15 protein-coding genes are annotated in these 13,264 nt (G+C 72.5%); 5 read left to right on the forward strand and 10 right to left on the reverse strand.

Translation table 11 applies throughout. The features are described from left to right. Positions 1 to 51 precede the first annotated feature (51 nt). On the forward strand, positions 52 to 1,482 hold the full coding sequence (gene pyk, locus J5Y05_RS16685; RefSeq protein WP_210873150.1) for a pyruvate kinase: 1,431 nt from the start codon (positions 52 to 54) through the stop codon (positions 1,480 to 1,482). 84 nt (positions 1,483 to 1,566) lie between these two features. Here the strand turns inward: pyk and J5Y05_RS16690 are convergent, their stop codons facing one another. The 4 genes from J5Y05_RS16690 to J5Y05_RS16705 form a co-directional block, all read right to left on the reverse strand. Then, on the reverse strand, positions 1,567 to 3,036 hold the full coding sequence (locus tag J5Y05_RS16690; protein ID WP_210873152.1) for a hypothetical protein: 1,470 nt from the start codon (positions 3,034 to 3,036) through the stop codon (positions 1,567 to 1,569). Beyond that, a complete protein-coding gene (locus J5Y05_RS16695; RefSeq protein WP_210873154.1) occupies positions 3,026 to 3,631 on the reverse strand; it encodes a DUF6114 domain-containing protein in 606 nt (201 codons plus the stop codon). Before J5Y05_RS16695 ends, J5Y05_RS16690 begins: the two co-directional genes overlap by 11 nt. A gap of 116 nt (positions 3,632 to 3,747) precedes the next feature. Beyond that, entirely contained in the window at positions 3,748 to 4,380 is a 633-nt protein-coding gene (locus J5Y05_RS16700) for a DUF6230 family protein (protein ID WP_030421374.1), read from the reverse strand. Positions 4,381 to 5,018: 638 nt separating this feature from the next. Then, complete coding sequence (locus J5Y05_RS16705) at positions 5,019 to 5,996, reverse strand: tetratricopeptide repeat protein (RefSeq protein ID WP_210873156.1); 978 nt, start codon at positions 5,994 to 5,996, stop codon at positions 5,019 to 5,021. 248 nt (positions 5,997 to 6,244) lie between these two features. Here J5Y05_RS16705 and J5Y05_RS16710 point away from each other — a divergent pair, with 248 nt between their 5' ends. Further along, positions 6,245 to 6,859 (forward strand): TetR/AcrR family transcriptional regulator, encoded by a 615-nt coding sequence (locus tag J5Y05_RS16710; protein WP_210873158.1) that lies wholly within the window; start codon positions 6,245 to 6,247, stop codon positions 6,857 to 6,859. 118 nt (positions 6,860 to 6,977) lie between these two features. Here J5Y05_RS16710 and icmA read toward each other — a convergent pair whose 3' ends face one another. The 6 genes from icmA to J5Y05_RS16740 all read right to left on the reverse strand — a co-directional run bounded on the left by icmA (position 6,978) and on the right by J5Y05_RS16740 (position 10,928). Continuing rightward, entirely contained in the window at positions 6,978 to 8,678 is a 1,701-nt protein-coding gene (icmA, locus tag J5Y05_RS16715) for a coenzyme B12-dependent isobutyryl-CoA mutase large subunit (protein ID WP_210873159.1), read from the reverse strand. A gap of 103 nt (positions 8,679 to 8,781) precedes the next feature. Beyond that, on the reverse strand, positions 8,782 to 9,120 hold the full coding sequence (locus J5Y05_RS16720; protein WP_210873161.1) for a DUF3817 domain-containing protein: 339 nt from the start codon (positions 9,118 to 9,120) through the stop codon (positions 8,782 to 8,784). A gap of 76 nt (positions 9,121 to 9,196) precedes the next feature. Further along, positions 9,197 to 9,670: a hypothetical protein gene (locus J5Y05_RS16725; RefSeq protein ID WP_210873163.1), complete on the reverse strand. Its 474-nt coding sequence runs from the start codon at positions 9,668 to 9,670 to the stop codon at positions 9,197 to 9,199. Between the two features lie 40 nt (positions 9,671 to 9,710). Next, positions 9,711 to 10,220 (reverse strand): MarR family winged helix-turn-helix transcriptional regulator, encoded by a 510-nt coding sequence (locus J5Y05_RS16730; protein ID WP_210873165.1) that lies wholly within the window; start codon positions 10,218 to 10,220, stop codon positions 9,711 to 9,713. Between the two features lie 73 nt (positions 10,221 to 10,293). After that, the gene (locus tag J5Y05_RS16735; protein ID WP_210873167.1) at positions 10,294 to 10,587 is read right to left on the reverse strand and encodes an MTH1187 family thiamine-binding protein; all 294 of its coding nucleotides are present in this window, start codon (positions 10,585 to 10,587) and stop codon (positions 10,294 to 10,296) included. Next, positions 10,584 to 10,928 carry a DUF3817 domain-containing protein gene (locus J5Y05_RS16740; RefSeq protein ID WP_210873169.1) on the reverse strand — a complete coding sequence of 115 codons (345 nt, stop codon included), beginning with the start codon at positions 10,926 to 10,928 and terminating at the stop codon, positions 10,584 to 10,586. Before J5Y05_RS16740 ends, J5Y05_RS16735 begins: the two co-directional genes overlap by 4 nt. 174 nt (positions 10,929 to 11,102) lie before the next feature. Between J5Y05_RS16740 and J5Y05_RS16745 the strand changes: the two genes are divergently transcribed. Genes J5Y05_RS16745 through J5Y05_RS16755 form a run of 3 tightly spaced genes read left to right on the forward strand, consistent with a single transcriptional unit; the run spans position 11,103 to position 13,079 of the window. Then, positions 11,103 to 11,735: an AIM24 family protein gene (locus J5Y05_RS16745; RefSeq protein ID WP_210873768.1), complete on the forward strand. Its 633-nt coding sequence runs from the start codon at positions 11,103 to 11,105 to the stop codon at positions 11,733 to 11,735. A gap of 1 nt (position 11,736) precedes the next feature. Beyond that, positions 11,737 to 12,387 (forward strand): AIM24 family protein, encoded by a 651-nt coding sequence (locus tag J5Y05_RS16750; protein ID WP_210873172.1) that lies wholly within the window; start codon positions 11,737 to 11,739, stop codon positions 12,385 to 12,387. Positions 12,388 to 12,389: 2 nt separating this feature from the next. After that, the gene (locus tag J5Y05_RS16755) at positions 12,390 to 13,079 is read left to right on the forward strand and encodes an AIM24 family protein (protein ID WP_210873770.1); all 690 of its coding nucleotides are present in this window, start codon (positions 12,390 to 12,392) and stop codon (positions 13,077 to 13,079) included. The last annotated feature ends 185 nt before the right edge of the window (positions 13,080 to 13,264 follow it).

Consider the following 13,264-nt stretch of genomic DNA (forward strand, 5'->3'; position numbering starts at 1 on the left):
CTTCCGCCAGACGGAATATTCCGCAGCGAAACAAACAGATAGGATCGCCCCATGCGCCGTTCGAAAATCGTCTGTACTCTCGGCCCCGCGGTCGACTCCCACGAGCAGCTCGTCGCGCTGATCGAGGCGGGCATGAACGTGGCCCGCTTCAATTTCAGCCACGGCACCCACGCCGAGCACCAGGGGCGGTACGACCGCGTCCGGGCCGCGGCCAAGGAGACGGGCCGGGCGATCGGCGTCCTGGCCGACCTCCAGGGGCCCAAGATCCGTCTGGAGACCTTCGCCGAGGGCCCCGTCGAGCTGGTGCGCGGCGACGAGTTCACCATCACCACCGAGGACGTGCCGGGCGACCGGACGATCTGCGGCACCACCTACAAGGGCCTGCCCGCCGACGTCGCCAAGGGCGACCAGGTGCTCATCAACGACGGCAACGTCGAGCTGCGGGTCACCGAGGTCGACGGCCCCCGGGTGCGGACCATGGTCATCGAGGGCGGGGTCATCTCCGACCACAAGGGCATCAACCTGCCCGGCGCCGCGGTGAACGTCCCCGCGCTGTCCGAGAAGGACGTCGAGGACCTGCGGTTCGCCCTGCGCATGGGCTGCGACCTGGTCGCCCTCTCCTTCGTCCGGGACGCGGCGGACGTCGCCGACGTGCACCGGGTGATGGACGAGGAGGGCCGCCGGGTGCCCGTCATCGCCAAGGTGGAGAAGCCGCAGGCGGTGGAGAACATGGCGGACGTCGTCATGGCCTTCGACGGCGTGATGGTCGCCCGCGGTGACCTGGCCGTCGAGTACCCGCTCGAAAAGGTCCCGATGGTGCAGAAGCGCCTGATCGAGCTGTGCCGCCGCAACGCCAAGCCGGTGATCGTGGCGACCCAGATGATGGAGTCGATGATCACCAACTCGCGCCCGACCCGCGCCGAGGCGTCCGACGTCGCCAACGCCATCCTGGACGGCGCCGACGCGGTGATGCTCTCCGCCGAGTCGAGCGTGGGCGCGTACCCCGTCGAGACGGTCAAGACCATGTCGAAGATCGTCCGGGCGGCCGAGCAGGAGCTGCTCTCCAAGGGCCTCCAGCCGCTGGTGCCGGGCAAGAAGCCGCGTACGCAGGGCGGTTCGGTGGCCCGTGCCGCCGCCGAGATCGCCGACTTCCTGGGCGCCAAGGGCCTGGTGGCCTTCACCCAGTCCGGCGACACCGCGCGCCGTCTCTCGCGCTACCGCGCCACGCAGCCGATCCTCGCCTTCACCACCGACGAGGCCACCCGCAACCAGCTCACGCTGAGCTGGGGCGTGGAGCCGCACGTGGTGCCGTTCGTCAACAGCACGGACGAGATGGTGGACCTGGTCGACCAGGAGACCGTGCGGCTGAGCCGCTTCGACGACGGGGACATCGTCGTGATCACCGCCGGTTCGCCCCCCGGCGTGCCCGGCACCACCAACATGGTCCGGGTGCACCACCTGGGCGAGACCCGCCGCGCCTGACGCGCGACCGGGACCGCAGCGGCGCCGGAGGGCGCTCCCCGCACGGGCGGGGGGCGCCCTCCGGCCGTTCGCGGGGGTGCCCGCTCAGGTCGTGTACTGGTGCAGCCCGGGGATGTGCAGCGTGCCGCCGAACTGGCCGGCCTGGACGACCGTCACCTTGGTGAAGTAGATCAGCGGGATGTCCAGCGGGGGCGGGTGCTCCGGGTCGAAGGTGACCGGGATCAGCCCGAGCAGGTTGCCCGAGATGCTCTCCGTGTACATCACCGTCCGGCCGTCGCGGATCGTGGACGTCGAGCCCTTGGCCGCCTGCACGTGGTAGGTGCGGCCGGACTGGTCGTCCTTGACCGTCTGGTGCAGGTCGCCGATGTCGGTGCCCTGGGAGATGACGTACTTGAGCACCTTCTTGGTGGTGCCGTTGGCCGTGCGCACCTCGACGATCCCCTGGTAGGAGGCGCCCTTCAGCAGCAGGGAACTGGCGTTGAGGTACCAGGGGCCGTCCGGCAGCGGGACGGTGTTGTCGACGCCGCCGCGCGCGTCCGTGGCGAGGGGGCAGCCGTCGAGGTCCTTGCCCGGGGTCTCGGTGGCGGTGGGGGTCGGGGTGGGCGAGGGGGTGGCCTCCTCGGCGGGCTCCTCGGCCGGCTCCTGGGCGGCCGGTTCCTCGGCGGCGGGCTCCTCGGCGGGGCCGGTGGAGCCCCCGCCGGTCTTCCCGGCCGTGTCCTTCCCGGCCGTGTCCTTCCCGGCCGTCTCCTTCCCGGTCCCCGCGCCGCCGTCCGTACCCGGGGCCTCGGCGCCGTCCTTGCCGGACTCCTTGCCGCCGTCCTTCCCGGCGTCCTCGGCCGGGGCGGAGGCGTCCTGGGAGGGGCCGCCGGAGGCGGAGGCGCCGGGGGCCGGGGTCTCGCCGGCCTTGGCGCCGCCGGTGAGCAGGTCCTCCAGCGCGTCGCCGATGTCCTTCAGCAGCCCGCCGCGGCTCTCCGAGGCGGAGGGCGCCGGGGCCGGCGCCTCGGCGCCGCCGGTCTTCTCCTTCGCCTGCCGGGCCGAGGGTGCGGTGCCGGCCTCGTCACCCGAACCCGAATCCGGCGTCGAGGGCGAACTCCCGTCCGTACCCGCGCTGTTGCCGACGTCACCGGCGTCCTCGGCGCCCTGGCCGACCTCTCCGCCCGTGTCGGTGGGCCCGCCCTCGGGGCCGTCGTCGCCGCCACCGTCGTCGTCCCGGCCGGCCTCGTCCTCCTGCTCCGCCCCGGCGCTCGCGGAGGGCGTCGGGGACGGGGAGCCGTCCTGCTCCGCCCCTTCCAGGGCGGCCACGCACTCCTTGTACTCGTCGGCGGTCAGGCTCTTGGCCGCCGGGCTCGCGTCGTTGCCGTCGGCGAGGGCCAGCGTCGGCGTGAACCCCATGCCCATGAGGACCGCGGTGGGCATCGCCGCCAGGGCTATCGCCTTCCCGGCCGGCATGTGGAACCTGGTGAACAACGGCTTTCTGGGTGCCGCGTGGCGCGGCCCGTTTCTCGCACGGGACGCGCCCGCGTCACTCCCGCGGGTCTCCTCGTCAGCCGGCACTGTGCCTCCCGTTCGCCCCGTTGGCCGGGCTCGTTCCTGACAGATCGTTGTCCTCCGGCGCCTCGACGGCCCGGGAGGGACCTCCGCCGTCCGTCCCGTCCTCCGCCGGCGGTACCGGGTCCCGCACGGCGGCGGGCGCCGGCAGCGCGCCCTGCGGGGCGTGCCCCTCTCCCCCGGCGTCCCGGCCCGTCTCCCGCGACGGGTCGCCCGGCGCCCACGAGACGGCCATCGCGCCGCCGATGAGCGCCAGCAGGAAGCCGAAGAGGAAGCCGCCGAGGTTGGAGACGGGGAGGGAGACGAGCGCCAGCAGGATCGCCGCCACGCCCGCGAAGACCTGGACGTGCTTCTGGAACCAGAGGCTGATGCCCAGGACGACCAGCAGCACGCCGATGATCAGGGACCCGGCGCCCGCGGTGGTGGCCATCGCCAGCGTCAGATGGCCGATCTGGAGGTGGGCGTAGGGGAAGTAGGCGATGGGGAGTCCGGCGAGCGCGACGAACAGTCCGGCCCAGAACGGCCGCGTGCCCCGCCAGGCGCGGAACTGCTGCCTTCGGCGGACGAACTGACCGGAGGCGGCAGGGGTCTCGGCGCTCATGGAAAACAGCTCCCTGGTACGGCGTTGCTCTGGTGGAGATACGGCCGCGCGCCAGGGCGCGGCCGGAGAGGTGACGGGCGGGGGCGCCCTCGGCTCCCCCGCCCGTCAGCGAGTGCCTAGTAGCACTCCTTGACACCCGTGGACAGGGACATCTTCAGTCCGCTGAGCTTGAAGGTTCCGGCGGTGGTCGCCCACGCCGTCTGCTTCACGTCGGTCAGCGTGGCCGAGTCGGCCTGCTGCGCGAATCCGTACGGGTTCGCGGTGTCGCCCTTCTTGATGCCGGGACCCTTGTTCGCGTCCTTCGCCGCGACACCGATGTCGATGCCGTGGAACGTGGCGTCGGCCTGAAGGTCCTCGACGTCGATGTACAGGTTCTTGGCCTCGACCGGGTTCTTGCCCCCGCCGGCCGTCAGCATGAGGCTGACCGAGCCGAGCAGCGGGATGTCCGGGGTGACCACGGACTGGCACATGCCCTTGATCGTCGCGGACTGGAACGCCGACACGGCGACGGGGTGTGCCGTCTGCTTGCCGTCCAGCGTGTAACCCGAGTCGATGGCGCCGTACTGGGAGAAGCCCGTGCCCTCCAGCCGGTCCGCCGTCACCTTGAACGACTGGCCGGAGACGCTGAACGAGGCGGCGAGCGCGCCCTGTGCCAGCGCGACGCCTATCGCGGCCGTGGCGGCCACGCTGGGCACCATGACCACGGCGAACCGCTTCCATCTGGTCCCGCCACGCACCTGGGACTCCATATTTCCTCCTTCTCGGACGTACATCCCCTGGCCTCGGCTCGCCCCGGTTCGGCGGCTCGGCCGGGCAGGGATGGGAGAAGTGCTACGTCCTCGGGAAGGAGAGCGCCCGCGCTCGGCGGCACGCGAAGACGCGCCCGAATCACCGGCGTTCACCCCCGAGCGACAACCACTGGTCGCGCCTGACGCACATCACGCACAACCCTGCTGGGCAGGCTTCACCGGGTGGGCGAAGACCCCCCTGCCCAGGAACCGGCGCACCTGCCGCCGGAACCGCTCGGTGGGGACCCAGGGAGCCCCGCCGCCCGACTGGCTCTCGGGCTGCGGGGAATGGACCGAGCGTCGCCGATCGTGGTGCATTCTCGCCGCCCGCACAAGGGGGTTCGTTACTCGCTGGTAACGGCCATATGTCCGCGGCACGACACGCCGCCGCCGGACGGCGACGCTGGGTGCCTCACAGGGCCGGAACAAAGGGGCGCATCGCCGGACGGAAACCGACAGACCGACGAGGGTGACTTACCGACAGTAACAGCGGCCGCGATTACCAAGATTTGGTAAAGCGCGGCCGCATGGGTGTCTCTTCGCCGGCTCTTTCCCACGGGCCCCTCCGGTCGGCGACCGGCCGGGGCCCGTCCGGTTCCTCAGTACAGCGCGCGGGCGAGGGCCCTGCGCGCCGCGGCCACCCGGGGGTCCTCGGCGCCGACGACCTCGAACAGCTCCAGCAGCCGCACCCGCACCGCGTCCCGCTCCTCGCCGGCGGTCACCCGTACGGTGTCGACGAGGCGCGAGAAGGCGTCCTCGACGTGACCGCCGACCAGGTCCAGGTCGGCCGCGGCGATCTGCGCCTGGGCGTCACCCGGACGCTCGGCGGCCTCCTGGCGCACCCGCTGCGGGTCGGCGTCCTGCACCCGCTGGAGCAGTTCGGCCTGGGCGAGGCCCAGCTTGGCCTCCGTGTTGGCCGGCTCCTCGGCCAGCACGTTCTTGTACGCCTGGACGGCGCCGGCCAGGTCGCCCGCGTCCAGCGCGCGGACGGCGGCCTCCAGTGCGGCGTCGTGCGGTCCGGCGGGGCGCTCGGGGGCGGCGGGGCGCTCGGCGCCCGGGTCCGCCTCGGGGTCGACGACCAGACCGGTCAGGCCGAAGCGCTCCTCGGCGACCTGCACCAACTGGTCCAGGGTCTGGCGGATCTGGGCCTCGCCGGCGGCGCCCTGGAAGAGCGGCAGCGCCTGTCCGGCGACCACCGCGAACACCGCCGGGATGCCCTGGACGCCGAACTGCTGCATCAGCATCTGGTTGGCGTCGACGTCGATCTTGGCGAGGAGGAAGCGGCCGTCGTACTCGACGGCGAGGCGTTCCAGGACCGGGCTGAGCTGCTTGCAGGGCTCGCACCACTCGGCCCAGAAGTCGATGACGACCGGGACCTCGGTGGACCGCTGGAGGACGTCGCTCTCGAAGCCCGCCTCGTCGACGTCGATGACGAGGTCGGCCGGGGAGACGGCCCCCGCGCCGCCGTTCCGGGCCGCTTCGGCGCGCGCCTGCTCCGCCTTCGCCTTGGCCTCCTGGGCCGCCTTCACCGCGGCGAGGTCGACGACCCCGCTCATGGACATGTTCCGTGGCTGCATGGGTCCATCCTCCCCCGTCCCCCGCGCAGGTGTGAAAAGCGGCGTGAAAGGCCGCCCGGATGTGTGCCGTTCGGCGGTGCGTCGCGTGGCGCCGGGTCCCCACCCGCGCCGGTGGTCGTCGCTCGGGCGCGGGCCCGCCCGCGCTTTCGCTACGGGTCGTAGCGTAATGGCACCGCGGCCCGCCGGGGAGACCGCCCCCGGTGATCTCCCTCACGGGTGGTGCGGGGTCGGCCGGATAAGGTCCGTGGATGCAGAGCAGCACGCGGGGGAGGAGCGCCGGGCGTCCGCGCAGTGCCGCGGCCGACACCGCGATCCTGGCCGCGACCCGGGCGGCCCTGGTGGAGCTGGGCTGGTCGAAGCTGACCCTGGGGGACGTGGCGGCGCGGGCGGGGGTCGCCAAGACGACGCTCTACCGCCGCTGGCCGGGGAAGAACGAGCTGGTCGTGGACGCGGTCGCCGAACTCTTCGACGAACTGCGGCTGCCGGACCGGGGCAGCCTCGCCGCCGACGTCGAGGGGGTCGTCTCGCAGTTCGCGGCGATCCTGGCCCGGCCGGAGGCGCGCAGCGGGCTGATGGCGGTGGTGGCCGAGTCGACCCGGGACGAGGCGCTGCGCGAGCGCATCCGGTCCTCCATCGTGGAGCGGCAGAAACGGCTGGTGGTGGAGGGCAAGTCCCGCGCGCGGGCACGCGGCGAACTGCCGCCGCAGACCGATCCGGCCGAGGAGGGACGCACCGCCGACCTGGTCTTCGACGTGGTGGCGGGCGCGGTGGTGCACCGCACCCTGGTCAGCGCGGAGCCGGCGGACGACACGTGGATACGCGGCTTCACCCGGCTGTTGTTGGGAGGACTGCGGGAGGCGTGAGGCGGGGGTGCCCGGTACGGGGGCCGGTGGGGGTTCCCGGTACGGGGGCCCGGTGAGGGCCTCCGGTACGGGGCCCGCCGGGGGTGCCCGGGTACGGGGCCCGCCCCGCGCCGGGCCGTCAGAAGACCGCGGGCTCGGTGTACTCGCCCCACTCCGCGCGCAGCACCCCGCAGATCTCGCCGAGGGTCGCCTCCGCGCGGGCCGCGTCGAGCATCGGCCCGATCGTGCCGGCGCCGGAGCGGACGGCGCCGGTCAGGGCGTCCAGGGCGGCCCGTACCGCCCGCCCGTCGCGGGCGGCCCGGCGGGCGCCGAGCGCGCGCACCTGCTCGCGCTCGACCTCGTGGCCGACCCGGAGGATCTCCAGGTCGCCGGTGACGGACCCGGTGTGGACGTTGACGCCGACGACCTTCTTCTCGCCCTTCTCCAGGGCCCGCTGGTGGCGGAAGGCGGACTCGGCGATCTCGCCGGTGAACCAGCCCTCCTCGATCCCGCGCAGGATGCCGGAGGTGACGGGACCGATGGGGTGCCGTCCGTCGGGGCGGGCCCGCCGGCCGCGCTCCAGGATGCGCTCGAAGGTCCGCTCGGCCTCGGCCTCGATCCGGTCCGTGAGCTGCTCGACGTACCAGGAGCCGCCGAGCGGGTCGGCGACGTTGGCGACGCCGGTCTCCTCCATCAGCACCTGCTGGGTGCGCAGGGCGATCTCGGCGGCCTGCTCGCCGGGGAGCGCCAGGGTCTCGTCCAGGGCGTTGGTGTGCAGGGAGTTGGTGCCGCCGAGGACCGCGGCCAGCGCCTCCACGGCGGTGCGCACCACGTTGTTGTACGGCTGCTGGGCGGTGAGCGAGACGCCGGCGGTCTGGGTGTGGAAGCGCAGCCACTGCGCCCGCTCGGTCCGCGCCCCGTAGACGTCGCGCAGCCGGCGGGCCCAGATGCGTCGGGCGGCGCGGAACTTGGCGATCTCCTCGAAGAAGTCGACGTGCGCGTCGAAGAAGAAGGACAGGCCCGGCGCGAAGACGTCCACGTCCAGTCCGCGGCTGAGCCCCAGCTCCACGTACCCGAAGCCGTCCGCGAGGGTGTACGCCAGCTCCTGCGCGGCCGTCGCCCCGGCCTCGCGGATGTGGTAGCCGGAGACGGAGAGCGGCTTGTAGGCGGGGATGTTCTCCGCGCAGTACTCCATGAGGTCGCCGATGAGCCGCAGGTGGGGCTCGGGCGGGAAGAGCCACTCCTTCTGGGCGATGTACTCCTTGAAGATGTCCGTCTGGAGGGTGCCGTCGAGCGCGGCGGGGTCGACGCCCTGGCGTTCGGCGGCGACGAGGTACAGGCAGAAGACGGGGACGGCGGGCCCGCTGATCGTCATGGAGGTGGTGACGTCCCCGAGCGGGATGGAGTCGAACAGCGCCTCCATGTCGGCCGCCGAGTCGACGGCGACCCCGCAGTGGCCGACCTCGCCGAGCGAGCGCGGGTCGTCGGAGTCGCGGCCCATCAGCGTCGGCATGTCGAAGGCGACGGAGAGCCCGCCGCCGCCGTTGCGCAGGATGGTCCGGTACCGCTCGTTGGTCTGCCGTGCGGTGCCGAACCCGGCGAACTGGCGGATGGTCCAGGCACGCCCCCGGTACCCGGTCGCGTACAGCCCCCGGGTGAAGGGGTACTCCCCCGGCCACCCGATCCGCTCGAACCCCTCGTACCGGTCCCCCGGCCGGGGCCCGTAGACCGGCTCCACCGGATCGCCGGAGAGCGTGCCGAAGTCGGCCTCCCGCTTGCGCGCGGCGTCGTACCGGGCCTGCCAGCGACGGCGGCCTTCCTCCACGGCGTCAGCGTCCATGGTGTCGAATTTACTAGGGATGCCCCGATATGCGCCGATCGGTGAGCGCCGCGCGCTGCTCCATGCGGCGGTGCCGCGGTGGGTTCGCAGCGGGAAAGAACCGCTATGCCTTGGCCACGGCGGGCGTCCCGGCGTCGGCCGCGGCGTCCAGCTCACGGGTGATCCGGCGCTCCACGAAGAAGGCGGCCGTGGGGACGGTGCCGGCCAGCAGCACCCAGATCTGCTTCTTGACCGGCCACTTCAGCTTGGAGCCGAGGTCGAAGGCGAAGATCAGGTACACGACGTACAGCCAGCCGTGGGCGATGCTGACGACCTGCGTGAAGTCGGCCGCGCCGTCCATCTTGAGCGCGTACTTGCCGATCATGCCGATGGTCAGCGCGACGAGCAGGACACCGGTCACGTAGGCCATGATCCGGTAGCGGGTCAACACGCTTCGCTTCATGGACACGAGCGTAACCGCCCGGAAAACCCCGGCGACGGCGGGGAGCGGTAAGTCACCCCGCCCGTCCCGGACCTGGTCAGCGGGTGGCGCCCTCCGGCCACAGGACCCGTACGGGGACACCGCTGCGCTCCGCGTACGCGACCACGTCGGCGGTGCCGCCGAAGCCCCGGGCGGGCTCGCCGTCCCACACCGCGAGGAGCACGTCGGACAGGCCCACGAGGATCTCCGAGCCCGCCATGTGCGCCTCGGACGTCGACTCCCGCCAACCGGTCCGGTGGCACTCGGAGGCCCGCTCCAGCAGGGCGTCGTAGGTGGCGTGGTGCCACTCCGGAAGGGCCTCGCGGTACCCGGCCGCCGGAATGACCACCTCCAGACGCCCGCCGTGCGCCAGCACGGCTTCGGCGAACCAGGCGTCGGGCCCGTCCGCGAGGCACGAGACCCCGACCAGCCCGGCGGCGTCACACGCCCGCACGACCACCCCGAGCCTCTCCCGCACCCACCCCTCCACATCCCCACCGAGCCCCCGATGCCCGGTGATCCCCATCCGCATATCCGCTCTCCTCACGACAGACGGCCGGTGGCGTGCGGGGTCAGTCGGTCTCGAAGTCTCCCGCCGCGACGCGCAGGGGGCGGAGCATGGTGAAGATGTCGGTGCATTCCTGGGCGTCGTAGGCGCTCAGGCCGAAGTCCATGGCCATGAGGTCGCGGGTGGCGGACTCGACGACCTCGCGGCCCTTGTCGGTGATGGTGGCGAGGGTGCCGCGGCCGTCGTTGGGGTTGGGGCGCTTGGCCACGAGGCCGGAGCGGACCAGGCGGTCCACGGTGTTCGTCACGGAGGTGGGATGCACCATGAGCCGTTCGCCGATCTTGGACATCGGCAGCTCGCCCGATTTGGAGAAGGTGAGCAGCACCAGCGCCTCGTAGCGCGCGAAGGTCAGCCCGTACGGCTTGACCACGGCGTCGACCTCGGCCAGCAGGATCTGATGTGCCCGCATGATCGAGGTGATCGCGGCCATGGACGGGACGCCGCCCCAGCGCTGCTTCCACAGTTCGTCGGCGCGGGCGATCGGATCGAAGGAGAGACTGAGCGGCTTCGGCACGGCACCAGACCTTACCGGCCGGTCATATGCCGGGGAGCCCCGTCTCGCCTTTCGGTACCGGCGCCCGCGCCGGTCACGGCGCGAGGTGGCGTTCGACCGTCTCGACCTTCGAGGTGAGCCCGTCCGTCACCCCGGGGCGCAGGTCCGCCTTGAGGACGAGGGAGACCCGGGGCGCCCGGCGTTCGACCGCGGCGACCGCCCGCCGGACGACGTCCATGACCTCGTCCCACTCGCCCTCGACGGAGGTGAACATCGCGTCGGTACGGTTCGGCAGCCCCGACTCGCGCACCACCCGGACCGCGTCGGCCACGTACTCACCGACGTCCTCGCCGACGCCCAGCGGCGTCACGGAGAAGGCGACGATCATGCGCCGACGACCCCTTCCTGGCGGGCGCGGGAGGCGATGACCGCGCTCTCGGCCTCGCGCTTGAGGCGGCGCTCGGCGTAGAAGCCGCCGCCCGGCAGCACGGAGAGGGCGAAGTAGAGGCCGGCGGTGCCCACGGACCACTTGGCGCGGTTCCAGGCGTCCGCCCAGAAGACGACGTAGAGCACGAAGAGGATGCCGTGGATCATGCCCATGGCCGGCACCGCGTTGAAGTCCGTGGTCCGCTTCAGCACGGAGCAGACGAGCAGCAGCAGGAAGGAGATCGCCTCGGGGCCCGAGACCAGGCGGAGGCGGCGGAGGGCGGTGGCGGTCTTGAGGTCCACGGGTCACCTTCGGTGGAGAGACGGGGCGGATCGGGAGGGCGCCGGTGCGGCGGCGCTTTGTGAACGCGCGCACAAGCTCCCCCATTGTGGCAAACCCCCGCCGCGTCCGGCGCCGGGGGTCGCCCGGCGCCATTCCCCGGGGGTCCGTGCGGCGGATACCGTCGCCCCGTGGCGATGTTCCGACTCCAGGGCAGCAAGGTGCTCGCCGTCGACCTGACCGGGGACGCCGTGAAGGCGAAGAACGGGTCGATGGTGGCGTACGACGGGGAGATGGCCTTCAAGAGGCTGACGGGCGGGGGCGAGGGGCTGCGGGGGGTGGTGAGCCGGCGGCTGACCGGCGAGCGGATGACCGTGATGGAGGTGCGCGGGCAGGGCACCTGCTGGTTCGCGGACCGCGCCGCCGAGATCAACCTCGTACGGCTGCACGGCGACCGGCTCCGGGTGGAGTCGGAGAACTTCCTCGCCGCCGAGGCGGGGCTGCGCACCGGCACCGACTTCACCGGGGTGCGCGGGGCGGCGCAGGGCAACGGCCTGTTCACCACGACCCTGGAGGGGCACGGGCAGGCGGCGATCCTGTCGGACGGCCCGGCGGTGGTGCTGCGGGTCAGCGACCGGTACCCGCTCACCGTCGACCCGGGCGCCTACGTCGCCCACCAGGGCGATCTGCGGCAGACCTTCCAGTCGGGCGTGACGTACCGGACCTTCCTCGGCGAGGGCGGCGGGGAGGCGTTCCAGATCCGCTTCGAGGGCGACGGGCTGGTGTACGTCCAGCCCAGCGAGCGGCGGACGATCGCGGGGGACCTCTGAGATGGCCTTCGAGGAGATCAACCCCCGGATGATCCGGGTCTCCGTCTCCCCCGGCCGGCGGCTGCTCGCCCGGCGCGGCGCGATGCTCGCCTACCGGGGCGAGGTGTCCTTCACCCCGCTGGTGCGCGACGGCGGGAACCGGGTGATGCCGGTGGTCGGGCGCAGGCTGGCCGGCGAGGACGTGCCGCTGATGGCGGTGGAGGGCAGCGGCACCGTGTTCTTCGGGCACGGCGGCCACCACGTCCAGGTGATCCACCTCTCCGGCGACACCCTCTTCGTGGAGGCCGACCGTCTCCTCGTCCACGAGGAGACGCTGGAGCGGGGCACGGTGTTCCTCGGCTCGCGGGACGGGCTGCGGGGCGTGGTCCGCGGCCAGGTCGGCGGGCAGGGGCTGTTCACCACCACGCTCACCGGCCACGGCTCGCTCGCGGTGCTGGCCCACGGGGGCGTCCTGGAGGTCCCGGTCACGCCGGGGCGGCCGGTGCACGTGGACCCGCGGGCGTACGTCGCCCACCACGGGGACGTCCGGGACCGGCTGACCACCGCGCTGGGCTGGCGGGACATGGTGGGGCGCGGCTCCGGGGAGGCGTTCCAGCTCGCCTTCGAGGGCAGCGGCACGGTCTACGTCCAGGCGTCGGAGGAGAAGCTGTGACCATCCCCGCGAACCCGGGCGCCGGTCCCGTCGTCCACGACCCGCTCACCCTGCCGGGCGACGACAACGTCGACGAGTACACCTTCTGCGTGGAACTCAAGGGGAACCCGTGGTTCCTCCAGAAGGGCAAGATGATCGCGTACTACGGGACGGTGGCGTTCAACGGGATCGGGCACGGCCCGCTGGAGCCCCTGGTGCGCGGTTCGTTCCATTCGCCTCTGCACGCGAGCGACTGGGTGGTGGCCGAGGGCTCGGGCAAGATGCTCCTCGCCGACCGGGCCTTCGACGTGAACTCGTACGACCTGGACGAGGGCAACCTGACCATTCGCTCGGGCAATCTGCTTGCTTTTCAGCCAAGTCTCACGCTCAAACAGTCGATCGTGCCGGGATTTCTGACACTGCTCGGAACGGGGCGGTTCGTGGCCGCCTCGAACGGCCCCGTGGTGTTCATGGAGCCGCCGCTCCGGGTGGACCCGCGGGCACTGGTCGGCTGGGCCGACTGCCCGTCGCCGTGCCACCACTACGACCACGGGTACCTCAGCGGCGTACTGGGCGGTCTACGTGCGCTGACGGGCCTCGGCGGGGCCTCCGGCGAGGAGCACCAACTGGAGTTCACGGGGGCGGGGACGGTCCTGTTGCAGTCGAGCGAGGAACTGCTGCCGGAACGTCCGGTGGGGGGCGCCCCGGAGTAGCGCGGGCATACTCGAAGGGGGTACCCCCACCACGCCCGCCAGGGCGGGACAAGGTACCGGACCTTCCCGGACAGCCGGGAGATCGCCGCCGCCGCTGCGGGCTGTGAGCGGTAATCTGCGGAGTGTGACCTCGAACGCGTGCGCACCGTCCGCGTCACGGACCAACCTCACTAGTTCGCCATTCA

The organism is Streptomyces tagetis, from assembly GCF_018069565.1.
In the GTDB taxonomy this organism is placed as follows: domain Bacteria; phylum Actinomycetota; class Actinomycetes; order Streptomycetales; family Streptomycetaceae; genus Streptomyces; species Streptomyces tagetis.

Coding starts and splice junctions, on each gene's coding strand:
- J5Y05_RS16695 (WP_210873154.1), bottom strand. CDS start 3,631: ATGAGCGCCGAGACCCCTGCCGCCTCCGGTCAGTTCGTCCGCCGAAGG.
- J5Y05_RS16710 (WP_210873158.1), top strand. CDS start 6,245: ATGCAGAGCAGCACGCGGGGGAGGAGCGCCGGGCGTCCGCGCAGTGCC.
- J5Y05_RS16705 (WP_210873156.1), bottom strand. CDS start 5,996: ATGCAGCCACGGAACATGTCCATGAGCGGGGTCGTCGACCTCGCCGCG.
- J5Y05_RS16725 (WP_210873163.1), bottom strand. CDS start 9,670: ATGCGGATGGGGATCACCGGGCATCGGGGGCTCGGTGGGGATGTGGAG.
- J5Y05_RS16745 (WP_210873768.1), top strand. CDS start 11,103: ATGTTCCGACTCCAGGGCAGCAAGGTGCTCGCCGTCGACCTGACCGGG.
- J5Y05_RS16700 (WP_030421374.1), bottom strand. CDS start 4,380: ATGGAGTCCCAGGTGCGTGGCGGGACCAGATGGAAGCGGTTCGCCGTG.
- J5Y05_RS16720 (WP_210873161.1), bottom strand. CDS start 9,120: ATGAAGCGAAGCGTGTTGACCCGCTACCGGATCATGGCCTACGTGACC.
- J5Y05_RS16750 (WP_210873172.1), top strand. CDS start 11,737: ATGGCCTTCGAGGAGATCAACCCCCGGATGATCCGGGTCTCCGTCTCC.
- J5Y05_RS16735 (WP_210873167.1), bottom strand. CDS start 10,587: ATGATCGTCGCCTTCTCCGTGACGCCGCTGGGCGTCGGCGAGGACGTC.
- pyk (WP_210873150.1), top strand. CDS start 52: ATGCGCCGTTCGAAAATCGTCTGTACTCTCGGCCCCGCGGTCGACTCC.
- icmA (WP_210873159.1), bottom strand. CDS start 8,678: ATGGACGCTGACGCCGTGGAGGAAGGCCGCCGTCGCTGGCAGGCCCGG.